The organism is Streptomyces sp. NPDC048269, assembly GCF_040652395.1.
GTDB lineage: Bacteria > Actinomycetota > Actinomycetes > Streptomycetales > Streptomycetaceae > Streptomyces.
This window is the reverse complement of sequence record NZ_JBEZLW010000015.1, coordinates 1-21782: the sequence shown is the minus strand read 5'-3', so window position 1 is coordinate 21782 and position 21782 is coordinate 1. Positions and strand designations below refer to the sequence as shown.

General features: G+C 71.8%; 17 protein-coding genes and 3 pseudogenes. 8 read left to right on the top strand and 12 right to left on the bottom strand.

Annotated elements, in window-relative coordinates:
• Positions 1–2: 2 nt before the first annotated feature.
• From AB0D48_RS18675 to AB0D48_RS18665, 3 genes are all read right to left on the bottom strand, one after another.
• Complete coding sequence (locus AB0D48_RS18675; RefSeq protein WP_362397495.1) at positions 3–446, bottom strand: roadblock/LC7 domain-containing protein; 444 nt, start codon at positions 444–446, stop codon at positions 3–5.
• Positions 446–3109 (bottom strand): ATP-binding protein, encoded by a 2664-nt coding sequence (locus AB0D48_RS18670; protein WP_362397493.1) that lies wholly within the window; start codon positions 3107–3109, stop codon positions 446–448. The genes AB0D48_RS18675 and AB0D48_RS18670 overlap by 1 nt, the downstream gene beginning before the upstream one ends.
• Positions 3110–3207: 98 nt before the next feature.
• Positions 3208–3987 carry an MHYT domain-containing protein gene (locus AB0D48_RS18665; RefSeq protein ID WP_362397859.1) on the bottom strand — a complete coding sequence of 260 codons (780 nt, stop codon included), beginning with the start codon at positions 3985–3987 and terminating at the stop codon, positions 3208–3210.
• A 178-nt stretch (positions 3988–4165) separates the two neighbouring features.
• On the opposite strand from AB0D48_RS18665, the gene AB0D48_RS18660 reads away from it, so the two are divergent.
• A complete protein-coding gene (locus tag AB0D48_RS18660) occupies positions 4166–4765 on the top strand; it encodes a methyltransferase domain-containing protein (RefSeq protein ID WP_362397490.1) in 600 nt (199 codons plus the stop codon).
• 76 nt (positions 4766–4841) lie between these two features.
• On the opposite strand, the gene AB0D48_RS18655 is transcribed toward AB0D48_RS18660, so the two are convergent.
• Positions 4842–5756, bottom strand: a complete 915-nt coding sequence (locus AB0D48_RS18655) for an oxygenase MpaB family protein (protein WP_362397487.1) — start codon at positions 5754–5756, stop codon at positions 4842–4844.
• A 135-nt stretch (positions 5757–5891) separates the two neighbouring features.
• Between AB0D48_RS18655 and AB0D48_RS18650 the strand changes: the two genes are divergently transcribed.
• Together AB0D48_RS18650 and AB0D48_RS18645 are read left to right on the top strand one after the other, a co-directional pair.
• On the top strand, positions 5892–6671 hold the full coding sequence (locus AB0D48_RS18650; protein WP_362397484.1) for a hypothetical protein: 780 nt from the start codon (positions 5892–5894) through the stop codon (positions 6669–6671).
• A gap of 41 nt (positions 6672–6712) precedes the next feature.
• On the top strand, positions 6713–7168 hold the full coding sequence (locus tag AB0D48_RS18645) for an SAM-dependent methyltransferase (RefSeq protein WP_362397856.1): 456 nt from the start codon (positions 6713–6715) through the stop codon (positions 7166–7168).
• Between the two features lie 584 nt (positions 7169–7752).
• On the opposite strand, the gene AB0D48_RS18640 is transcribed toward AB0D48_RS18645, so the two are convergent.
• On the bottom strand, positions 7753–7935 hold the full coding sequence (locus AB0D48_RS18640; RefSeq protein WP_362397481.1) for a hypothetical protein: 183 nt from the start codon (positions 7933–7935) through the stop codon (positions 7753–7755).
• A gap of 509 nt (positions 7936–8444) precedes the next feature.
• Between AB0D48_RS18640 and AB0D48_RS18635 the strand changes: the two are divergent.
• The 3 genes and pseudogenes from AB0D48_RS18635 to AB0D48_RS18625 all read left to right on the top strand — a co-directional run bounded on the left by AB0D48_RS18635 (position 8445) and on the right by AB0D48_RS18625 (position 11968).
• Positions 8445–9772, top strand: a pseudogene (locus tag AB0D48_RS18635) (GAF domain-containing protein).
• 53 nt (positions 9773–9825) lie between these two features.
• Positions 9826–11349, top strand: a complete 1524-nt coding sequence (locus AB0D48_RS18630) for an aldehyde dehydrogenase family protein (RefSeq protein ID WP_362397478.1) — start codon at positions 9826–9828, stop codon at positions 11347–11349.
• 241 nt (positions 11350–11590) lie between these two features.
• Positions 11591–11968: an FKBP-type peptidyl-prolyl cis-trans isomerase gene (locus AB0D48_RS18625; protein WP_362397476.1), complete on the top strand. Its 378-nt coding sequence runs from the start codon at positions 11591–11593 to the stop codon at positions 11966–11968.
• Between the two features lie 30 nt (positions 11969–11998).
• On the opposite strand, the gene AB0D48_RS18620 is transcribed toward AB0D48_RS18625, so the two are convergent.
• Entirely contained in the window at positions 11999–13252 is a 1254-nt protein-coding gene (locus AB0D48_RS18620; RefSeq protein ID WP_362397473.1) for an acyltransferase, read from the bottom strand.
• On the bottom strand, positions 13249–15324 hold the full coding sequence (locus AB0D48_RS18615) for a glycosyltransferase (RefSeq protein ID WP_362397853.1): 2076 nt from the start codon (positions 15322–15324) through the stop codon (positions 13249–13251). The genes AB0D48_RS18620 and AB0D48_RS18615 overlap by 4 nt, the downstream gene beginning before the upstream one ends.
• 74 nt (positions 15325–15398) lie before the next feature.
• On the opposite strand from AB0D48_RS18615, the gene AB0D48_RS18610 reads away from it, so the two are divergent.
• Both AB0D48_RS18610 and AB0D48_RS18605 read left to right on the top strand, forming a co-directional pair.
• Entirely contained in the window at positions 15399–15962 is a 564-nt protein-coding gene (locus tag AB0D48_RS18610; RefSeq protein ID WP_362397470.1) for a hypothetical protein, read from the top strand.
• Between the two features lie 299 nt (positions 15963–16261).
• A complete protein-coding gene (locus AB0D48_RS18605; protein WP_362397467.1) occupies positions 16262–17200 on the top strand; it encodes a glycoside hydrolase family 16 protein in 939 nt (312 codons plus the stop codon).
• Positions 17201–17522: 322 nt separating this feature from the next.
• Here AB0D48_RS18605 and AB0D48_RS18600 read toward each other — a convergent pair whose 3' ends face one another.
• The 5 genes and pseudogenes from AB0D48_RS18600 to AB0D48_RS18580 form a co-directional block, all read right to left on the bottom strand.
• The gene (locus tag AB0D48_RS18600; RefSeq protein WP_362397464.1) at positions 17523–18491 is read right to left on the bottom strand and encodes a nitrilase-related carbon-nitrogen hydrolase; all 969 of its coding nucleotides are present in this window, start codon (positions 18489–18491) and stop codon (positions 17523–17525) included.
• A gap of 459 nt (positions 18492–18950) precedes the next feature.
• A pseudogene (locus AB0D48_RS18595) lies at positions 18951–19064 on the bottom strand (SDR family oxidoreductase); the annotation flags it as partial.
• Positions 19065–19086: 22 nt separating this feature from the next.
• Positions 19087–19641 (bottom strand): annotated as a pseudogene (locus tag AB0D48_RS18590) (MFS transporter); the annotation flags it as partial.
• Entirely contained in the window at positions 19641–20342 is a 702-nt protein-coding gene (locus AB0D48_RS18585) for a 4'-phosphopantetheinyl transferase superfamily protein (RefSeq protein WP_362397461.1), read from the bottom strand. The pseudogene AB0D48_RS18590 and the gene AB0D48_RS18585, both read right to left, overlap by 1 nt.
• Positions 20343–20348: 6 nt before the next feature.
• The gene (locus tag AB0D48_RS18580) at positions 20349–21647 is read right to left on the bottom strand and encodes an MFS transporter (RefSeq protein WP_362397458.1); all 1299 of its coding nucleotides are present in this window, start codon (positions 21645–21647) and stop codon (positions 20349–20351) included.
• Positions 21648–21782 lie beyond the last annotated feature (135 nt).

Below are 21782 nucleotides of genomic sequence, written 5' to 3'. Positions count from 1 at the left end.
CCTCAGCCGGCGGCCGGCGGCCGCGCCGCGAACCGGGGCGGGGTGTAGAGGTGTTCGCCGACCCGCTTCACCAGCCGGGCCATCTCGTAGGCGATCAGCCCCATGTCGGCACCGGCCCCGCTGAGCACGGCCAGACAGGAGCCGTCCCCGGCGGCCGCGACGAAGAGGAACCCCTCGTCCATCTCGACCATCGTCTGGCGCACGCCCCCTGCGTGGAAATGCCGGCCCGCCCCCTTGGCCAGGCTGTGGAAGCCGGAGGCCACGGCGGCCAGGTGCTCCGCGTCCTCCCGGCTCAGGGCGCTCGAAGCACCGACGGGGAGCCCGTCGTTGGACAGGACCACGGCGTGCCGGACCTCCCGGACCCGGACCACCATGTCGTCCAGCAGCCAGTCCAGTTCGCCCGACCTGCGGACGCCGCCCCGGTCGATCCTCTGGTGTTCGATCATCACAGTTCTCCTTCGGTGCCTGCGTGGGGGGAGTTCTCCTGGGCGCCGCGGACCCAGCCGGCCCGGTAGGCCGCCATCCGGTCCCGGGCCTGCTCCGGGCTGCGGCCCGGCGGGTCCTCGGGGAGCCGTGCGCCGGCCGGGGCCTCGGGGGCGGGAGCCTCGCGCAGCTGCGGGACGAGGCTGGCCTGACGCACCCGGCGCGGCAGTTCCGTCACCGAGGCCGCGGGAGCGGCGGGGGCTGTGGGAGTGCCCGGGGACGTAGGAGCGGTTGGGGCCGTGGCAGTCGCGGGGGCCGTGGGAGCGGCAGCCACCTGCGTACGGGGGACCGCGCCGCCGGGAGCGCGCGGCCGCAGCGCCGCCACCGGGGCGGGGCGCGGCTCCTCCGGCGCGGGTGTGCGGTCAGGGTCCCGGCCCACGAGGCCGCGCGCGTCCTCCCGCACGACCGTCACGGCGTGTTGCCGCTCCGTCCGCGCGGCCCCCCGCACCCCAGCCGCCCACTCCGCAGCCGCCTCCGGTGCCGCCTCGGCGACCGGAACCCGGGCCTGGGCCTGGGCCTGGGAAGCGGCAACCGTCCCCGCCCGGGGCTCCGCGCCTGGGGCGCCGGCCGTGATCGCGCTCTGGAGCATGGAGTTCGGCAGCAGCACCACGGCGGTGGTGCCCCCGTACGGTGAAGTGCGCAGGTGCACCTTCACGCCGTGACGGGCCGAGAGGCGGCTGACGACGAACAGCCCGAGCCGGTCGCTGTCGAAGAGGTCGAGCGCCTCGGACTGCTCGATGCGCCGGTTGGCGTCGTTCAGGGTCTCGCGGCCCATGCCGAGCCCCCGGTCCTCGACCTCCAGTACGTAACCGGCGCCGACCGGCTCGCCGCTGACCCGGACCTTGGTGTGCGGCGGCGAGAACTGGGCGGCGTTCTCGATGAGTTCGGCCAGCAGGTGGGTGAGGTCGGCGACGGCTCCCCCGATCACGGCGGCCTCCGCGAGCTGGCGGACCTCCACCCGCGGATAGTCCTCGATCTCGGAGACGGCCGCCCGTACGACGTTCGTGAGCGGTACCGGCATCCGCCAGGCCCGGCCCGGCGCCGCGCCCGAGAGGATGATGAGGCTCTCGGCGTGCCGGCGCATCCGGGTGGTGAGGTGGTCGAGGCGGAAGAGATCGCCGAGCTCGTTCGGGTCGTCCGCCCGGCGTTCCATCGAGTCGAGCAGGGTGAGCTGCTTGTGGACGAGGACCTGGCTGCGGCGGGCGAGGTTGACGAACACCCCGGAGACCCCGCTGGCCAGCTCCGCCCGTTCGACGGCGGCGCTGAGCGCGGCCCGGTGGACGGTGGCGAGCGCCTCGCCGACCTGGGTGATCTCGTCGTCGGCCGGCGGCCCGGACGGGGTCTCGCCGGCGACGTCGATGTCCTGGCCCGCGCGGAGCCGCTCCATGGCGTGCGGGAGCTTGCGGTGGGCGATCTCCAGGGCTGTGTTGCGCAGCGAGACCAGCTCCACGACCAGGGCGCGGCCGATGCGGACGGAGATGACCAGCGAGGCCGCGACGGCGGCCAGACCCAGCAGGACGGCGGCGCCTGCCGGGCTGAGCGCCCCTTCGGCGAGCGGGTCGGCCCGGTCGGCGGCCGCGGCGTGCGCGGCTCCTTCGATCTCCCGCATGGAAACGCTGATGGAGGTGTAGGCGCCCTCCCATCCGGCGGGCACACCGCGGGCCTCCTTGGCCGCCGCGGCCAGTGCCCGGTCCTCGGCGGCGGTGAGGTCGGCGTAGGCGGCGCTCTTGGCGACGGACTGCCAGGCGTCCTGCTGGGCGGTGGGGAGGTCGCCGGCCGCGGAGGCGGTGAGGATGCGCCGGGTCTCGATGGTCCCGGTCAGTTGCCGAAGCGTTTCAGCGGTGCGCGGGCCCGGTAGGGCGAGCAGCGCGTCCTCCCGGGCGAGGAGTTCCCCGGCGCGGGCGAATTCTTGCAGGACGCGGGAGTCGGGGCCGAGTTCGGCGTCTTCTCCGCCGGTCAGGGCGCCGCCTACGGCGAAGGCTGAGTCGATCACGCGCGTGTAGATCGCGTAGGCGGCCTCGGGGGTGGCGCGGCGGCCGGTGACGTCCTTGCGGGCCGGGACGAGCGCCTCGGCGTCGGCGACGAAGGCGCCCAGGCGGACGACGATGTCCGAGCCGTAGTCTCCGGAGTCGGCGATGGTGTTGCGGTCTCCGAGACGCAGCCGCCCGACGACGGTGTCGGTGCGGCGGGCCTGCTGGTCCAGGGCGGCCGGGTCGGCGGCGGGGTCGGCGAGGAGGCGTACGGCGGCGCGCCGTTCGGCCTGGAGCTCGGTGACGGCGGCGGCGACGGGGGTGCGTATCTCGGTGTCGGCCTGGTGGACGCGGCTGAGCCGGGCGATGTCCTGGGCGGTGCTGACGGTGGCGAAGGCCCAGAGGGCGAGCAGCGAGACGACCGGGACCATCAGCAGCGAGACGATCTTCGCGCGGACGGTGGCGGGCCGCAGTCGGGGGCCTCGGGCGTGCGGGGCGGTGGGGGCGGCCGGGGCGGGCTGGTGGACCCCCTGCTCCGCGGGTTCGTCGGCCGGCGGCCCGGCGTGGGCCCGGCGGCCTGTTCCCGTGGCGCGGCCGTCCGCAGGCGCGGGCAGCCGCGGCGCCGCTGCTTCCGGGTTTCTGCGGGGTGTGCGCATGGGCTCCTCGTTCCGGGGCGGTACCTAACGGGTGCGGTCGTGCGGTCGTGCGGTGTGCGTGCGTACGGGCGTCCGGCGGGGCCGGGGGGTCGGCGTGGTCACTGGACCGCCGCGGCGTGTTCCCCCAGGTGCCGGGCGGAGGCGGAGGCGGCCCGCTCGTCGGCGGTCGGGGACAGCGCGACGAAGGCGGCGGTGATGAACAGGTAGGAGCCCAGTCCGACGGCGAGCGGGAAGATGAACTGCATGGCCGTGGCCCCGGGCAGGGCGGTGTCCGAGGGGCTGACGCTGACGGCGACGGCAGTCATCCCGGTGTAGTGCATGCTGCTGACGGCGGCGCCCATGACCAGGGAGGCGACGGCTACGGCGACCGGTGACTTGATGTGGAGCGCGGCCCACAGGGCGGCGGTGGCCGCGACCACGGCGATGGCGACGGAGAGTCCGACGGTGAGCGGGTCGTAGGACACGTCGCCGTGCAGGCGCAGGGCCGCCATGCCCAGGTAGTGCATGCTGGCGACGCCGAGGCCGGTGGTGAGGCCGCCCAGGACGAGCGCCCGGCCGCGTTCCTTGCCGTAGCCGACGGCGAAGACGCCGGCGCCGACGACCAGCACGGCGACGAGCAGGCTGAGGATGGTGAGCGGCACGTTGTAGTGGATCTCGGTGCCGGTGACGTCGAAGCCGAGCATCGCGACGAAGTGCATCGTCCAGATGCCGGTGCCGATCGCGGAGGCGGCGGTGAGGAGCCAGTTGCGCCGGGAGGGTCCGGTCGCGGCGAGCGCGCGGACGGTGCAGCGCAGCCCGAGGGCGGCGCCGATCGATGCCATCACGTATGACAGCGCGGGTGTCAGCCAGCCGTAGGCGGCGTGGTCCAGATGTCCCAGGTGTCCCATGGCCACCGGACGCTAGTCCGGGTGAGGTCGCGAACAAGGGGCGCATTTCGAAAGACGCTGGAACTGCTGGAATATGACAGAGATACGTTCATCTCCGATCGCCGCACGTGCCACCTTGCGCACGGTCCGCAGAGCCACACGGGGTGTGGCGGTGGGGGATCATGGGCGCATGAGCGAGGACCACACACACGTGCAGGAGTTCTTCGGAGCGCGCGCCGCCAACTGGGACCGCAAGTTCCCCGAGGACGGGCCCGCCTTCGCGACCGCCGTGGCCGAGTTCGGCCTGCGGCCCGGCGACCGCGTGCTCGACGCGGGCTGCGGCACCGGGCGGGCCCTGACCCCGCTGCGCGCCGCGGTCGGGCCCGCCGGCATCGTGCTCGGCGCCGACGTCACGGCGGGGATGCTGGCTGCCGCGCAGCGGGCGGGGCGGGGCGCGGAGGGCGAACTGCTGCTCGCGGACGTGACCCGGCTGCCCGTGCGCGACGGAGCGCTGGACGCGGTGTTCGCGGCCGGTCTCATCGCCCATCTGCCCGACCCGGAGGCGAACCTGCGCGAACTGGCCCGGGTGGTCCGCCCCGGCGGCCGGCTCGCACTGTTTCACCCGATCGGGCGAGCGGCGCTCGCCGCCCGCCACGGCCGCGAGCTCACCCCGGAGGACCTGCGGGCCGAGTCCAACCTCGGTCCGCTGTTGACCCGTTCAGGCTGGGAGATGACCTCGTACGCCGACGAGGACACCCGCTTCCTGGTGCTGGCCGCACGTCACCCGTGACACGACGAAACCCAATGCATCACGACATGAGCATGTACGTCGGCACCGTGTCCGGGATGCGTGGAGGCCATCGGGATCACGCCGGAGGCTGGGCCTCGGCTCCGGCCGGCCGGCGGGGATGGGGAACGGGGCAGCCGCCTGAGCCGGGCACGGGGAACGTGCCGAGCTCGCCCACGTCGTAGCCACCGGGGTAGCTCTTGATCTCCGGGTTCTGGCGGGCGTAGTGCGGGGCTCTGCGCGGGGGCAGCAGCCGCACCGCGCGGCCGCGCAGCCGCAGGGCGCCCCGGACCAGCCGCTGGACCGGGAGGCGCGGGCGCTCGTACCGGAAGGCACTCAGCAGCGGTTCGTCGAGGAGGGCCAGGCTCGCGCCGCGGACGGCGGGGGCGAGCGGCGCCGGATACCAGGAGGCCATCAGGTCGAGGGTGCAGTCGGCGACCGTCCGGGCGCCCTCGTCCCAGCCGAAGTGGGCCTCCTCGTAGGCGTTCAGGGTGGTCTCGAACTCCTCGAAGGAGCCCGGGATGTCCGTGATGCCCATGTGACGGCCGAGGGTTGCGTAGTAGTTCGCGGAGGCCCTGCGCTCGTGGTGGGTCAGCGGACGCCAGCCGTAGGCGTCCAGCCAGCGCGCCGGAATCACCACGAAAGTGCACAGGACGTAGCGCATGTCCTCGTTGGAGATGTCGTAGCTGCGGTGCATCTGGTTGACGCGGCGGATCGCGGTGCGCGCGGTGTCGCTCTCGAAGCCGTGCTCCACGACCGCGTCGAGGAGCAGCGCGGTGTCGTCGTAACGCTTCTGGGTGTGGTCCGTGAACTCGGCGGTCTCGGCCAGCAGGCCGCCGATGGAGGGGACGGCGTAGGTGCGGAAGAGGGCGAGTTCCAGGGCGCGCGTGAAGTCCCAGGGGAACTCGTAAGTGGCGGTGAGCCGGTAGATGGCGAGGAAATCCTTGTCGGGGTCGAGACGGAGGATCTCCCTCAGCCGGTCGTAACGCTGCACCGGGTGTCCCTTTCTGTGGCGGGGTCCCAACTCTACGTGCAGGCAGCGGCCTTGGAAATCGTCGGCCTCCGGCTCTCGACGTGCGGGTTACCCGCTGGTTATGGTGCGCCGACGAAAGAGCTACCAGGAGGCCAGGTGTCCGACGACGAGGGTGGCGGCTCGCTGTACGTGCTGACCGCCGTGCTGCTGACCCCCGCGCAGTTCCCGAGCATCCTGGGAGACGACTTCCCCGAGGCCTGCTCCCTGCTGGGCGTGGAGCCGGCCGGGGAGGGGTACGGGCTGGTGCTCGGCCAGGACGAGGAGGGCGCGCGCTGGACGGTCGTCGTGGACGACGTCTCGCTCGTGGCCACGGCCATCGCCTCGTGGGACTGCGGGATGGAGTACGACCTGTCCCCCGACGAACGGTCGATCGTGGTCTCGCTGGCCGGCTGGCCGCTGGAGCTGTCGGTGGCCGCGTCCGGGATCCCGGAGCCGCACGATCCGGAGCAGGGCGCGGACGGCACGGGACGGGTGCCGCTGGCGCCGCCGTCGGCCGAAGCCTGGGGTCCGGTGCAGCGGCGGATGGCCGCCGACCAGATCGCAGGGCAGTGGTCCGACTGGCGCGAGCGCGTGGCGGCGGACGGCGGGGCCGCGGCCGCCGCGCATCCCGGGCTCGCCCGGGCGCTGGAGGAGGCCGAGGGGTACACGCTCACCCCGCCGCCGCCCGGGCGGGTGCGGTCCTCCTTCGCGGGTGAGGGGGCCCGGACCCTGCGGGTGGACGGGCCGGGCTGGTCACTGGTGGCCCGTACCGGTGACGCCGCCTTCGTCGTGCTCGACGAGGAGCCGGGCGAGGTGCTCTCGGTCCCCCGGCAGGGGGAGCCCGATCTGCCGGGACTGCTGGCGGCGCTGGACCGCGTCGCGGTACGCCCGGCCTGACCGCCGACGGAATCAACGGAATCAGAGGGGGAAACGTGACCGTGGAGTGCGAGCCGGTGGGCGTGGTGGTGGGTGGCCGCGCGGAGGTGGTCGACGACGACTGGGGGCGTGAGACGGCGGTGATCCGCCTGGACGGCCGCCGGTTCGGCCCGGAGGCGCTGTACGGGCTGGAGGACTTCTCGCACGTCGAGGTGGTCTACCACTTCGACCGGGTGCCGGTGGAGAAGGTCGAGACGGGCGCACGGCGCCCCCGGGGCAACCCGGAGTGGCCGCTGGTCGGCATCTTCGCCCAGCGCGGCAAGAACCGGCCGAACCGGCTGGGCGTCTCGCGGTGCCGGGTCGTGAAGGTGGACGGCCTGGACCTGCACGTGGAGGGTCTCGACGCGGTGGACGGCACGCCCGTGCTCGACCTGAAGCCGTACATGGCCGAGTTCGGTCCGCGGGGCGAGTCGCGGCAGCCCGATTGGGCGACCGCCTTGATGCGCGACTACTACTGAGCGCGCCCCAGCCGCTGGCCTGGCGGACGGCAGCGGCCCCTGCCGGGAACGATCGGCCGGGGCCGAGAAGCGCCGGGAGCACCGCAGGCTCAGGCATCCGCTGTCGGGGCTGCCGTCGCCCGTGGACGAGGTCGAGACAGTCCTGACCGGCCCGGCCGTGCCGATCTCCGCCGTGCAGCCGTGCACCTGCTGTGGTGGACCTCGGCCCGCTGTCCCAACGATCTGGCCGACGGGAACGGCGCGGCATGCGTCGCGCGTCCTGGACGAGCTGGGCGGCGACGGCGACCACCTGCCCGCGCTGCGGCAGCTCGTAGACCCCTCGGCCCGGGTGCTGCGCGAACCGGTCCCCGAGCCGGACCGCCGGACCGCGCGCCGAGCCACTCATTGGTGCCGCCCCAGACCGCACCCCGGAGCGGGCGCACGCCCTCTTCCCGACCGGTACGCGTCCCCGCGACACGGCGGCACACTTCGGGACCACCGCCGCTTGATCTCGCCGCCGGGGCCCCATCGGCCCGCGCTGCCCACTCTGCCTCCGGGCCGGCCGGGCTCCCGCCGAAGGCCGAGCCCGGCCGGCCCTGCCGCCGTCAGCGGCCGATCTGCTTCCTGGATATGCCCCGCAGGCGACGCCGCTGAGAGGAGTCCAGCAGGAGGTAGGCGGCCGCGGGCACGCCGATCAGCACCAGCAGCCCCGGCCAGAACCCGACCGTCCAGAACAACACGATGGCTGCCACTACCCCGGCAACCGCGACCTTTCCGCTCGTGGACACCTGCGGACACCTCCTCCTGCCGTCGACCACTACCCCCTCAACGCATCACCACGACCGCGCGTTCCCGAGCACCCGGACGGCCGCGAATCGGCCTGGACCGGCCGCGGCCCGGCCCCAGCCGGCCCGCGGGCGGCCACGCAGCGGGTTGCCCCGGCCGCCCGCGTCACCCCCGGTAGTCACGCGTGAGGAGCGCGTGTGCTCTCCGGGGTCTCCGTGGCCGGCGCCGGTGGCATCCCGGCTCCACTCCGGGCCGCGCCGCTCCTGGCGGCGGCTTCCGGGGCCCGTCGGCCCCGGACCCCGCTTCAGCTCCGGCTCCGCTCCGGCTCCGGCTCCGGCTCCGGCTCCGAAAGGAACTGGATCCGGACGCCGGGACCAGGGCACGGTGCGGCAACCATTCGGCCACTACGCGTCCCGGCGGCCCGCGTAGTGGCCGACGTGCCGCTTGCCGGGGGCCGGTGCCCGGACGACGATGGGGCGCTCCGGGTACCGCAGCACCACGGGAGGGTGACATGGACGATCCTTCGGTGGCGCTCCCGGGCGGGGCCGATCCCGCCGAGCGCACCCGGGAACTGCGCCGGGCGCATGCCGCGTTCACCCTGGAGGGGCGGGTCGAGGCTCCGGTCCGGGCGGTCATCGCGAAGTCCTGGCGGCGGTGTGCCCGGGCCCGGGTGAGCCCCGAGTGCGCGGCCCGGATGGAGCTGGCGGAGGCGGAGCTGCGGCCGTACCGCGAGGCGCACCCCCTGGCCCGGGTGATGCCGCTCTTCCGGGACCTCGTCGGGGCGTTCGCCGCGCACGGGGCGCATCTGCTGGCGGTTTGCGACGCGCGGGGCAGTCTGCTGTGGGTGGAGGGCGAACCGGGCACGCTGCGGCGGGCGGAGCGGCTCGGCTTCGTCCCGGGCGCTCGCTGGGCGGAGACGGCGATGGGGACCAACGCTCCCGGCACGGCGGTCGCGGTCGGCGAATCCGTGCAGGTCTTCGGAGCGGAGCACTTCAGCCGCAGCATCCATCCGTGGACCTGCGCGGCGGCTCCGGTGCGTGATCCCCGGACCGGCAGGGTGCTGGGGGCGGTGGACATCACCGGCGGCGACAGTCTCGCCCACCCCCATTCCCTCGCCTTCGTACAGGCGGTGGCGCGGGCGGCGGAGGCCCAGCTGGCCCTGGCCGACCCCCGCCCACCGGCCGCCCGGGACACCCTCACCGCGCTGGGTCAGGACGAGGCGCTGCTGGCCACGGGCGGGCGCCGGGTGTGGCTGGGACGGCGGCACAGCGAGATCATGGTGCTGCTCGCGCAGCACCCGGAGGGGCTGTCGGGCGAGGAGCTGGCGATCGAGCTGTACGAGGACGAGTCGGTGTCACCGGTGACCTTACGCGCCGAAATCTCCCGGTTGCGCGCACTGTTGGGGCCCGTCGGCCCCCTCTCGCGGCCCTACCGCACGGCTGGCCCGCTCGACGCCGACTTCACCGCCCTGACCCGGCACCTGGCCTCCGGCGCGGTCTCCGCCGCCCTCCGCCACTACCCCGGCCCCCTCCTGCCAGCCTCCACGGCGCCGGGAATCGTCCGGCTGCGCCGCCGGATCGAGGACCAGGCGAGGGCCTCCGTGATCGCCCGCGCGGACACCGGGCTGCTGACCGACTGGGTGTGCAGCCCGTGGGGCGCGGACGACAGGGAGGCGTGGCGGGCGCTGGCGGCGGCGCTGCCTCCCGGGGCCGGTCCGCCGCGCTGGCCCGCGTACGCGCCCTGGACCGGGAGCTCGGCGCGCCAGGGGCCGGTGTGCGGCAGCTCGCGCGCCCCGCCGGCCGTGGGCGCGCAACGTATCCGCAACCTGCCCGCTCCTAGCCTCCCGGCGAGCGCTGTCCGACGGTGGCCGGCGCCCGGCAAGGGAGGACACCATGGCCCGCTACGCTGCGCCCGGTACCGAGGGGGCGCTCATGTCGTACGCGTCCCGCTACGCCCACTTCATCGGCGGCGAATACGTCGAGCCCGCCCGCGGCCAGTACTTCGCGAACCCCTCCCCCGTCAACGGACAGACCTTCACTGAGGTCGCGCGCGGTACGGCGGAGGACGTGGAGCGGGCGCTGGACGCGGCGCACGCGGCCGCGCCCGCCTGGGGGCGGACCTCCGTCACGGAGCGGTCCACGATCCTGCTGCGCATCGCGGACCGGATGGAGCAGAACCTGGAGGCGCTCGCGGTCGCGGAGACGTGGGAGAACGGCAAGCCGGTACGGGAGACCCTGGCGGCCGACATGCCCCTGGCCGTCGACCAGTTCCGCTATTTCGCGGGAGCCCTGCGCGCGCAGGAGGGGGCCCTGAGCCAGTTGGACGACGACACGGTGGCGTACCACTTCCACGAACCGCTGGGCGTGGTAGGTCAGATCATCCCGTGGAACTTCCCGATCCTGATGGCGGTGTGGAAGCTCGCTCCGGCGCTGGCGGCGGGGAACACGGTGGTGCTCAAGCCGGCCGAGCAGACCCCGGCGTCGGTGCACTACTGGCTGAGCCTGGTGGCGGACCTGCTGCCGCCGGGCGTGGTGAACATCGTCAACGGCTTCGGGGAGGAGGCCGGGAAGCCGCTGGCGTCCAGCCCGCGCGTGGCGAAGATCGCCTTCACCGGGGAGACGACCACGGGGCGGCTGATCATGCAGTACGCGGCGGAGCACCTCAAGCCCGTCACCCTGGAGCTGGGCGGCAAGAGCCCGAACCTCTTCTTCGACGACATCTGGACCACCGACGACGAGCTGCGCGACAAGGCGCTGGAGGGCTTCACGATGTTCGCCCTCAACCAGGGCGAGGTGTGCACCAGCCCGTCCCGCGCCCTGATAGAGCGCGGCCGCTACGGCGACTTCCTGGACGCGGCCGTGGCCCGTACCGAACTGATCGTGCCGGGGCACCCGCTGGACACGGACACGATGATCGGCGCGCAGGCCTCGCGGGAGCAGCTCGAGAAGATCCTGTCGTACGTGGAGATCGGCCGGCAGGAGGGCGCGAAGGTCCTCACGGGAGGCGGGGCGATCGAGCACGGCGGGGAACTGGCGGGCGGCTTCTATGTCGAGCCGACCGTCTTCGAGGGCGACAACCGCATGCGGATCTTCCAGGAGGAGATCTTCGGCCCGGTGGTGTCCGTGACCTCCTTCGAGGACTTCGACGACGCGGTCCGGATCGCCAACGACACGGCGTACGGCCTCGGCGCGGGCGTGTGGACCCGCGACATCAACACGGCCTACCGCGCGGGCCGCGCGATCCAGGCGGGCCGCGTCTGGACGAACTGCTACCACGCGTACCCGGCGCACGCCGCCTTCGGCGGCTACAAGCAGTCGGGCATCGGCAGGGAGACCCACAAGATGATGCTGGAGCACTACCAGCAGACGAAGAACCTGCTGGTCAGCTACTCGCCGAAGCGGCTCGGGTTCTTCTGAGCGTCTTCGGAAGCCACATCGGCTTCCTCTCCCCTCCGCCCCGATCGCCAAGCCTATTCCCGGCCCTCGCCATGGCCGTACCGAAGACGTAGCACGCCCGGTCACGTCGCGCCGTGCTCCGTGGGGTCTGATGTACTTCAGTCGATCAGCGTTCTCGGTAGCGTGATCATCTACTGCATGGAGTGACCATGCGCCCGGCTGGTCTGTACGAGGGATTCCGGCGGAGAGCAATGAGGCTGCGATGAGTGAACTGACGAAGCCCCAGATCGAACTTCCGGGGGGTGATGCTCCCCAGGAGCTGACGATCCGGGACCTCGTCGTCGGGGACGGGCCTGAGGCGAAGCCGGGCAGGGTTGTCCGGGTTCACTACGTCGGGGTGACCTTCGAGTCCGGAAAAGAGTTCGACGCCTCCTGGGACCGGGGCCAGCCGTTCAAGTTCGCCGTGGGGGGTGGCAGGGTCATCAAGGGCTGGGACCGGGGACTCAGGGGGATGAAGGTCGGCGGTCGGCGCGAGATCATCGTTCCCCCGCGCCTCGGCTACGGCAATCAGTCCCCCTCGCCGTTGATCCCGGCAGGTTCCACGCTCGTCTTCGTGGTGGACCTGCTCTCCGTAGTCTGAGGAGGCCCCTTGATCCAGACTCAGCCCACGTCAGTCGGCGGCCCGGCGCCTGCCCCGTCGGCGGCGCGCGTACGGCAAGAGCCGCGGCGAGCGTTTGGCGGCCACGTCCTCGACCCAGCCGAAGGTCAGCAGCAGCAGGCCGAGCAGCGGGATGGCCACCAGCAGCGTGAACCATGGGCTGGCCAGCAGCCACTGGAGGTTCTTGTAGAAGAAGGGGACGCTCCAGAGGGGGTCGATCAGCGGGACGGCAACCACCAGCGCGGTCTCGTGCCAGAGGTAGACGCTGACAGCGCGCGCGTTGAGCAGGCTGACCAGGCCGTTCCAGCGTTCCAGAGGCCTGGGCCACTGCTCCCAGGACGGGCTGACGTGGAGCAGGATGGCAACGAAGCCGAGGGACCACAGGGCCTGGGCAATCGGCCAGGACTCGATGTCGGTCGGTTCGGTCGGATCGACCGGCCGGGTCTGCAGGTACCAGAAGCCGGCCACCATGATCAGCGGCGCGATGGACGGCAGTACGTACTGCGGGATCTTCTTGAGCAGCCCCTCCTGGTGGGCCATGCCGAGGATCCAGCAGGAGCCGAACATGGTGAAGTCGTTGGCGGTCTCCCAGACCCGGCTGTAGATGAACTCCTGGTCGGCGAAGAACGTGTTCATGACGATCAACAGCGCCAGGGGAGTGAACAGCGTCACCACCGGAATTCGTCGCAGTGCCCGGAGCATCAGCGGTGAGAGCAGGACGTACCACAGGTAGGCCCGGAGGTACCAGAGCGGGACGATGATCTGCGCGGCCCAGGTGTGTTCCACGAGATGGTGGAAACCGGGCAGGTCGTCCGCGTACGGCGGAGTGCTCAGCGGCAGGATCCAGAACCCCAGCTTGGCCCACCACCAGGTGGGATGGCCGTCGGAATGGGGGCCCCAGCCGTCGAGGATCTGGAGGGCGATCATGGCGGCGCCGAACAGCCACATCGGCGGCAGCAGCCGGCGCAGTCGGCCGCGGATCACGCCGAGAGCGGGACGGCTGAGCGAGCGGGCCATCAGCGAGCCGGCCAGCGCGAACATCACGCCCATCGACGGGAAGACGAGGGGCAGCCAGAACCAGCCGAAGTTGTGGTACAGCGCCACGCGAACCAGCGCCAGCGCGCGCAGTAGGTCGAGATAACGGTCCCGGCCGCCCTTTCGTTCGGACGGTGCCTGCGGATCCGGCTCCTGTCGCAGAACGGCGGGGACTCTCAACTGGACGGTGTCCTGGGTGCGCCCGAGCTCGATGGATGCAGTCACGGTCATGCCTCCACCGGTGCAGCGACCTCGCCGGTGCGCCGGAGCTTCTGCCAGCGCAGTCTGCCACCGGTCATCGCCGTGATCGCGGACTGCAACAGGACGATGTACATCAGCTGCCGGTACACCAGTTGCTGGATCGGCAGGCTGATCAGGTGCCAGGGCTTCTCACGGTCGAGCCGAAAGGCGTACCAGGAAAGTGCGGCCTGGAGCAGAATGAAGCCGCCCCAGCTCGTGAGCGTGAGTGGGGCGTCCCCGAACAGCACGCCGTAGAGCAGGAACAAGTCGACCAGCGGCGCCAGCAGCGGGGCGACCACGCCGAACAGCACGACGAGCGGCAGCCCGAGTCGGCCGAAGCGCCCGGCCGGACCGCGGGAGGTCACCGCGCCACGGTGCTTCCACATCGCCTGCATGCTGCCGTAGCTCCAGCGGTACCGCTGGGACCAGAGCTGCTGGAGGCTGGCGGGAGCCTCGGTCCAGGCGCGGGCGTGCTCGGCGTAGACGATCCTCCAGCCGTCGCAGAGCACCGCGATGGTGATGTCGGTGTCCTCGGCGAGGGTGTCGTCGCTCATCCCGCCGACCCGCTGCAGGACCTCGATGCGGAAGGCACCGACCGCGCCGGGAATGGTCGGGATGACGCCCAGCATGTCGTACATCCGGCGGTCCAGATTGTGGCCGAGGACGTACTCGATGTGCTGCCAGGCTCCGATCAGGCTCTCGCGGTTGCCGACCTTGGCGTTGCCCGCGACCGCGCCGATCGCCGGGTCGCCGAAGGGCTGGACCAGCTCGCGCACGGTGGACGGCTCGAAGACGGTGTCGCCGTCCATCATCACGATGATGTCGTGCGAGGCGGCCGCGATACCGGTGTTGAGCGCGCGGGACTTGCCGCCGTTGACCTTGCGGATCAACCGGACGAACGGCAGGTCCATCTCCTCGACGATGTCCGCGGTGCCGTCCGTGGAGCCGTCGTCGATGACGATCACCTCGATCGCATAGTCGCTGGCGGCCAGGGAGTTGAGGGTGTTGGCTATGCACTCGCGCTCGTTGTAGGCCGGGACCAGTACGGTGACCGGCTCGGTGACGGGCGGTCCCCAGGCGTCCCGCCGCTTGGAGCGGCGGGCGTGGATCGGTGCGAGGACGAGCATCAGCGCGAACCGGCCGAAGTTGAGGAAGCCGACGAGGGCCAGCAGCCCGACCAGCACCGGCAGGGTGAGCACGGCGACGTGGGTGGCCCAGATGAATCCCTTGCCCGCCCACAGCTGGAATCCGTGCACCGGCACGGTGGCGCTGGAGGCGCCGAGTGCCTCGGAGATGGTGGTGAAGCGGTAGCCCTGGGCCTGCAGCTTGTCGATGATCTGCCCGAGCGCGGTGATGGTCTGGGTGCGGTCACCCCCCGCGTCGTGCAGCAGGATCAGCGCGCCCGCACCGGGCTTGGACGGCATCGCCGCCTTGACGATCTCCTCGACGCCGGGACGCTTCCAGTCGTCGGTGTCGCGGTCGATGAACGCGGTGAGGTAGCCGCGCGCGCCCACATACTTGATCACCGGGTAGTTCCAGTCGTCCATCGCCGAGGCGTCGGAGGAGTACGGCGGACGGAACAGCGCGCTGTGGACGCCCGCGACGCCGGCCAGCGCCAGCTGCGTCTGCGCCATCTCCCAGCTGATCCGGGCGTGGGACTGGTACACCAGATCGGGGTGGGTGAAGGTGTGCACGCCGAGTTCGTGGCCGCCCGCGACGATCTGCCGGATCAGCTCCGGGTTGCGCGTGGTCATGGCGCCGGTCACGAAGAAGTCCGCACGGACGTTGCGGGCCGCGAGCACCTCCAGGATCTTCGGAGTCCACTCCGGCGAGGGACCGTCGTCGAAGCTCAGAACCACGGTGCGGTCGGGTATGTGATAGCTCACGGGCTGCGCGTTCTTGGTGCCGCGCGCGTCGATGATCGGACCGCCCTTGAGCAGGTTGTCCGGCACGGTCGTCTTGTCGACCGAGATCGCGATCCGGGAGTCGTGGAACGCCTCATTGGTGGCGAGGCCGCGCAGGACGAGGAGCGCAAGCAGGCACGCCAGCAGGGACAGCGGCATGAAGAAGCGCAGTGGCGGCGCGGCCAGTCGGCGCGGCCTCAGCACGGACTGCCGGCGGCGCTGGTGGCGGGACAATGACGCTCCTGGAGATGGGTGGTGCGGGCGATCAGGGGTGCTTGGCCGGTGGGCCCGAAGGCCTTGCCCCGTGCGGCGCGGTGGTCGTCGGCTTCGACGTGGTGGTCGTCGGTTTCGATGTGGTGGCCGTGAGCTTCGATGTGGTGGCCGAGGACTTCGTCCGGGGTGTAGCCGACCGCGCGGCCGTCCGAGGTGCGGACGGCGGGGTGGGCGACAGCGACGGCACGGGTGAGGGCGAGGGGGCGGGCGACCGCGAGGGCTGCGCGGGTATGCCCATCGCCGGGGCGTCCGCCTGCACACCGATCAGGCTGCTGCCCATGGCGACCGCCAGGATCGCGCCGACCACGGAGACCGGCCAGCCCAAGCCCCGCAACAGACGGCCGCGCAGACCCGACTGGTCGACGAACACCGGTGCGGGAGCGGGCTCCTCAAAGCTCGACTCGGACATGTCAGGCTGTGCCTGGTGCGCCGGTCCGCGTTCGATGGAAGTGACGACTGGGCGCACCTTGCGAGGGCCTTTCATTGCAGGGTACGTAGACCGCGGGATCGCAGGCGAACGCTAGTGCACCGGGCTGAGTCGACTTGGGCTCGATGTCGCCATTTGGCACGATCCGCTCAGGTGCTGTAATCAGATCGAAATGGAATCGGTGATACCGGTTAGTAGGCCTGCCCACACGGCCGCCCGGCACTGATCGGTGCGTGTTCAGCCGGAGCCGTTCCGCCGGGACCAGCGGTGGCCGGGGTCGCGTAGGTCACTCCGGTGGGCACCCCGAACCTTAGGATGACCCCCTCGTGTGATCAGCCAGTGATCCTCATGCAAAGGGCGCGTCCAGGTACCGCCTCTACGCCCCAAGGAGCCCGTGTGAGCCAGCCCCGCCGCACCTCTCGTCGCCGCGTCTGGACCGCGCTCACGCTGCCTGCCCTCCTGTGCGTGCTCGCCGCGTGTTCCGGCGCCCCCAGTGACGATGCCGCCGCGCCCGCCCCCAGCGCCTCGCCGACCCCGCCCGGACCGCCGGGAACCCTGTTCGACGACTTCCACTACAGCGGCCCCGACGACCCCTCGCTCACCGCCCACGGCTGGGAGGTCCGTACCGGTGGGGGTGGCCCGGGGATCAAGGACAGCTGGTCCACCGCTGGTGCCAGCTTCCCCTCCGACACGACCGCCCAGGGGGGCAGGGTCCTGCAGCTGCAGGCCTCCACCGACGGCACCAAGCAGGGCACCAAGCAGGTCGAGGTGCAGAGCACCGGTACCGCCCTCTTCACGGGGACCTTCGCCGCTCGGGTCTACCTGAGCGACAAGCCCACAAGCGGTCGCAACGGCGACCACGTCGTCCAGACCTTCTTCCCGATTTCCGCCTCGGACTCCTCGACGGACTACAGCGAACTCGACTGCGAGTACATGCCGAACGGCGGCTGGGGTTCGGTGGGTCCGCGACTCGACACCACGAGCTGGTACAAGGCCGATCCGCCGGACCGGGTCACCCACGCGCTCAAGCAACACCTCGAGGGCTGGCACATCATGATGATCACCGCCGTGAACGGAAAGGTCACCTACTCCCTGGACGGCAAGGAGCTGTTCACCAGCTCCGGCAAGTACGTCCCGCACGAGAAGATGGACATCCACTTCAGCAACTGGCTCATCGACCTTCCCTTCACCGGTGGTCCACGCACATGGGACATGAAGGTCAACTGGTTCTACTACAAGGCCGGTGAGGCCGTCTCTCAGGCAGATGTCCAGAAAACGGTGGACGGCTTCTACAGTGCCGGCACCAACTACATCAACACCGTGCCGAAGTCCTGACCCCGCTCCGGGGTCTGGCGGCCGCAATTCGTTCCTGCGATCGGCCACCTGCCGCTCCGCAAACGGCAAGAGCCCCGCTGGCCTGGACTTCCGTCCAGGCCGGCGGGGCCGAGCAGCACCGTGCCGGCGACGTCCAGGAAGGAGCCTGCCGCCCGCTCGTAGGGCCGGGTCCCGGCTGACGAAACGGCCGTCCAGCTCGAGGAGCAGCCGACCCGCCGTCGGCCTCGTCCGCAAGGCACCGCACCAGTGACGACTGCCCGGTACGCGGTCACCGTGGCCGCCTGATCCGGACTTTTCCGTGAGCGCGACGCGGCGTTCGGGGTCAGGTCGTGGTGACGGTGGAGTGGGTGGATTCGTCGACGTCGAGGGTGAAGACGTCGGGGCGGGCATAGTGGCCGGTCGGGTCGAAGTCGAAGCGTGCGCGGACGAGGTCGTCGAGGTCGAGTTCGACGGCCAGGATGCCTTCGCCATCGCGCAGTGGGCCCGCCAGGACCTCTCCGAGCGGGGAGACGACGACGGAGCCTCCGCCGATCAGGACCGTGCCGGGATCGTTTCCCTGGACCGGGCGGACGTCGTCCGGCAGGGCATCGCGGCGCAGGTACTGGTTGGCGCTGAGGACGAAGCACCGCCCCTCCAGGGCGATGTGGCGCATGCTGGCCTGCCAGGCGTCGCGGTCGTCCACGGTCGGGGCGCACCAGAGGTCGACCCCCTTGGCGTACATCGCGGTGCGGAACAGCGGCATGTAGTTCTCCCAGCAGATCGCCGCGCCGAGGCGGGCAGTGCCGGTGTCGACGACCGTGAGCGTCGAACCGTCGCCCTGCCCCCAGAGGTAGCGTTCGGCCGCCGTCGGCATCAGCTTGCGGTGCAGGCCCAGGTAGCCTTCGGGGCCGAAGAAGAGCGCGACGCAGTACAGGGTGCCGCCCTGGCGTTCGACCGCCCCGACCACGGCGTGGATGCCGAGTTCCCGGGCGAGGGCCGCCAGGGCGCTGACCTCGGGGCCGGGGACGTCGATGGCGGCGGCGTGGTAGCGGCGGAACAGGTCCCGGCCGGCCGGGGTACGGCTGCCCACGGTGATGCCGAAGTCCAGGCCTTTCGGGTAGCCGCCGAGGAACGCCTCGGGCAGGACCACCACCTCGGCTCGGTGGACGAAGGCGGCTTCACGGATGAGTTCCTCCGCACGCACCAGCGCGGTCGGCGTGTCGAACAGCGGGGCGGCCGCCTGGACGACGGCGGCGGTGACGGTGCGCCGGGCCCCGTCAGCAGCGGGAGGCGCGGAGTTCATGGCGTCCATGTCGGAATTCCTCACGTGTAGGGCCGGTCACGGGGGGGGCGGGCACCTCAGGCGGCCCGGCCGTTCGCCGGGGCGTCTTCCAGCTCGTAGAAGCCGTGCCCGTCGAGGAAGCGGACGGTGCCGAGGTCGCGCGGCAGGACCTCGTCCACGTCGTGGGCCATCGACGCCGAGCTCTCCTCCCCCCACCACGGCGACCGGCTCGAATTCCGCCAGCTTCGCCGCCGTTGCCCGCACGTCCCCGCGGTGCACCAGATCCGCCGCATAGGGGTGCGGATCCGGCCTGCCCGCGTAGAGCGCCGGCACGTCGAGGGTGCTCTGGACCCTGACCGGCGTGTATCCGGCGTCGAAGAAGCCGACGGCGTCCGCTGCGACAGGGCGTAGGTGTCGACCAGGGAGATATGGCGGTCGGTCATGCAGATCAGGGCCTTTCAGTGCGGCGCTGGACAGGCATGGGGAACGTCAGTGAGCGGTCCAGCCCCCGTCGACGGCCAGCGCCTGGCCGGTGACGTAGGAAGCCTCGGCGGAGGAGAGCCACAGGACCGCTGAGGCGACCTCCTCGGGCCGGGCCAGACGAAAACAGCATCCAGTAGCCGTGCCCGGCGAGCAGACCGGCGACCAGACCGCCCAGTGCCACACCGAGATTGACGGCCCAGTAGATGAGGCTGTAGGCGCGCGGTCGGTCCGCACTCGGCACGGCGGCGGCGACCAGCGCGGCGGCGGCCGGCCGGTAGACGTCCGCCGCGACGCCGACCAGCAGGGCTGCGGCCAATATCATCGGCAGGCCGCGGGCCACGGCCAGCAGGGCGATGGCGACGGAACTCGCGAGAAGGCCGGTCACCAGGGCAAGACGAGGGCCCCACCTGTCGGCGAGCAAACCCCCTACCAGCTGGGAGACGAGCCCGCCGACGCCGACCGTGCCGAGCACGAATCCGGCGTTCCGGGTCGAGACTCCCTGTCTCCCAGATAAAGGACCAGAAAGGGGACGGCCATACTGCCGATGCGGTTGATGAACTGACCGGTGAATACGATCCAGAAACTTCTCGGTAACCCACCCAAGTGGGCCGCGACACGTGTGCTCACATTCTTGTAATTGAGTGTCAAAATCCCCCCACCCCGTTGAACGGCAGCCGACCACTCCCCCCGCAGTCATCAGGGTGTCGCTGTCAGAAGGCTTTCAAGGCGTCCCGGACCTTCGATTTCGGGACGCTCGGACGTCATAGTGGTTCCGCTTGTTCCGTTCGCGCCGCCGTCCACCCAGGTCCAGAGCCAGCGGTCATCCCGCCGCACGGGGCCTTGCCGCAGGACCAGCGGGGGAGCTTCGATCCTCCCCGTGCTGTGCAGGGCGGCGTCACCCCATTTCACGAGGCACTCCTTGTAGGTCCAGTGGAGGGCTGCGCACGCCTGCGGGTCCGGGGCCGCCTCGACCGCCGCCCGCTCCCTCGGCGTGAGCATCCGGTGCGCCGCGGCGAGGCGGACGGAGTTCAGGGACGTCCCCTCGATGTCCACGGCCACCCTCCCGGGGCCGGCGGCGGCCGCTACGCGACCCGCGGTGTGGCTCAGGCTGACGGACAGCTCCGGGAGCTCGGGGATCCGGGGCCGGCCGTGGTCCGTGGCACCGCAGTCGGGGCACGAGTGGGTGTACGAGAGACCGGCGGCCTCCGCCCCGGTGGCACGGGCGGCGCACGCACGGACCAGCAGGTGAGCCGCCAGGTAGTCCTCCCGGTCGAGCGGCGAGGCGAAAAGGGCGGCGCGCGCGTGCTCTGCGGCGGTGAGCGCCGCCCGTAGCGGACGGAGCACGGCCAGCACGCGGGCGGTGTCCGCCCAGCGGACGTGGGTGGAAGCGGGCGTCATGGCGGCTCACCTGTCCTCGGGGGCGTCGGCCCGACGCAGCCGACGCACGGCCGGGACGGCCAGGAGGGCCCCCGACACGGCCAGGGTCATCACCCCGCTGCCGAGCAGGACGCGGCCCGTACCGAAGAGGGAGGAGGCCGGGCCCGCGAGCGCCTGTCCAACCGGCAGCATGACCAGCGAACCGGCCAGGTCGTACGCGGAGACCCTGTTGAGCACGGCCGTTGGTACCTGGGTCTGGATGCTCGTGGACCACATCACTCCCCAGAACGACATTCCGGCGCCCGCCACCGCCATACAGAGCGCGATCGCCGGTACCGGCAGATGCGCGCCGACGGAAGCCGGGTAGAGGGCGAAGCCGGCAAAGGCGAGCGCGCCGGCACGCAGCATCCGCAGCGGACGCAACCGCAGGGCGAGCAGCCCGCCGAGGATCGTGCCGGCTCCCAGCGCGGAACTGATCAGGCCGAAGGAACGCGGCCCGTGCTCGTCGACCACGCTCGCCGCGACCAACGGCACCGCGGGCCCCCACACGGTGAGGGTGAGCACGCACCAGATCACGATGACGCTCCACAGCCACGTACGGGCCGTGAACTCCTGCCAGCCTTCCTGCAGATCACGAAGGACGCTGGTGGGGCGCTGCTTGCCGCCGGGTGCGCGGCCACGGCCGTCTTCCGGCGCCTGCGGCCGGTGCCGGATCAGGAGCAGACAGACCGCGCTGAGCAGGTACGTTCCGGCGTGCAGGACGAAGACGCCGCCCGCCGGGGCGAACGCGACGCCCACGCCGGCGAGCGCGGGGCCCGCAAGCGCCATGACGGACTCCGCGACCCGGATCGCGCCGTTGGCCTTCTGTACGTCGTCGACGAGGGCCGGGATCGTGCTGGCCACCCCGGGCTGGAAGACGGCCGTGGCCGCGCCGCTCACCGCTCCGATCGCGCAGACCTGCCACAGCACCACGTGGCCGGAGAAGAAGAGGGCGGCGGTGAGTGCCTGCGTGGCGACCCGGGCCAGGTCGGCGGCGATCATCAGCCGCCGGGTGTCCACCCGGTCGGCGAAGACACCGCCGAAGAGGATCAGGGCCACGAAACTCGCCAGCGGGGCGGCCATCGCCAGACCCACCGCGCCGGCGTCGTAGCCGACGTGCAGGAGGCCCGCGGCCAGAGCGACGGGCAGCATGGTCTCGCCCAGCCGGGCGGCCGCACGCGCCGTGAGGAACAAGGCGAAGTCCCGCGAGCGAACCGGCCTGCCGGCCGGTGCGTCAGCGTCCGGGCTCTGGTCACGGACCGCGTCATCCGCCGAACAGCCGGGCATACGAACAGAACCCCCTTTCCCTGATTCGTGAATGACCCTTAGAGCTCGTAACAGGATCTTGATGAGATGTCCTGGTCAGCCGTGACCGGTGTGACGATTCGGCCGTTCGGGATGGTGTGAGTACTCGGCCGTGGA

Excerpts from the sequence above, each read along its gene's own strand:
- AB0D48_RS18630 (WP_362397478.1), top strand. The coding sequence starts at position 9,826 with ATGGCCCGCTACGCTGCGCCCGGTACCGAGGGGGCGCTCATGTCGTAC.
- AB0D48_RS18660 (WP_362397490.1), top strand. The coding sequence starts at position 4,166 with ATGAGCGAGGACCACACACACGTGCAGGAGTTCTTCGGAGCGCGCGCC.
- AB0D48_RS18670 (WP_362397493.1), bottom strand. The coding sequence starts at position 3,109 with ATGCGCACACCCCGCAGAAACCCGGAAGCAGCGGCGCCGCGGCTGCCC.
- AB0D48_RS18580 (WP_362397458.1), bottom strand. The coding sequence starts at position 21,647 with ATGCCCGGCTGTTCGGCGGATGACGCGGTCCGTGACCAGAGCCCGGAC.
- AB0D48_RS18610 (WP_362397470.1), top strand. The coding sequence starts at position 15,399 with ATGACGCTCCTGGAGATGGGTGGTGCGGGCGATCAGGGGTGCTTGGCC.
- AB0D48_RS18585 (WP_362397461.1), bottom strand. The coding sequence starts at position 20,342 with ATGACGCCCGCTTCCACCCACGTCCGCTGGGCGGACACCGCCCGCGTG.
- AB0D48_RS18615 (WP_362397853.1), bottom strand. The coding sequence starts at position 15,324 with ATGCCGCTGTCCCTGCTGGCGTGCCTGCTTGCGCTCCTCGTCCTGCGC.
- AB0D48_RS18625 (WP_362397476.1), top strand. The coding sequence starts at position 11,591 with ATGAGTGAACTGACGAAGCCCCAGATCGAACTTCCGGGGGGTGATGCT.
- AB0D48_RS18675 (WP_362397495.1), bottom strand. The coding sequence starts at position 446 with ATGATCGAACACCAGAGGATCGACCGGGGCGGCGTCCGCAGGTCGGGC.
- AB0D48_RS18600 (WP_362397464.1), bottom strand. The coding sequence starts at position 18,491 with ATGGACGCCATGAACTCCGCGCCTCCCGCTGCTGACGGGGCCCGGCGC.
- AB0D48_RS18620 (WP_362397473.1), bottom strand. The coding sequence starts at position 13,252 with ATGACCGTGACTGCATCCATCGAGCTCGGGCGCACCCAGGACACCGTC.